Below are 227 nucleotides of genomic sequence, written 5' to 3' on the forward strand. Positions count from 1 at the left end.
GTAGAAGTAGCCCAACAAGCCCACCTACCACTAAGAATTAGGTCAACTTGGGATGGGGTTAATGAATTAGGGACCTTGATTTCCAATAGGAACCTCTCAATCAGTCATTACCGGACGGTAACAGGGGTAGCCCACCAGGTAGGGTTAACTCAATTTAGCATTGCGACAAGTGATGTTACGGCAGACGAAGTGTTTAACTTACTGGCAGCCAATAAGTTAAGTGTTGA

1 pseudogene is annotated in these 227 nt (G+C 44.9%); it reads left to right on the top strand.

Annotated elements, in window-relative coordinates:
* A pseudogene (locus FC14_RS10710) lies at positions 1–227 on the top strand (aspartate kinase); the annotation flags it as partial.

The sequence above is a fragment of the Ligilactobacillus agilis DSM 20509 genome, from assembly GCF_001436215.1.
In the GTDB taxonomy this organism is placed as follows: Bacteria; Bacillota; Bacilli; order Lactobacillales; family Lactobacillaceae; genus Ligilactobacillus; species Ligilactobacillus agilis.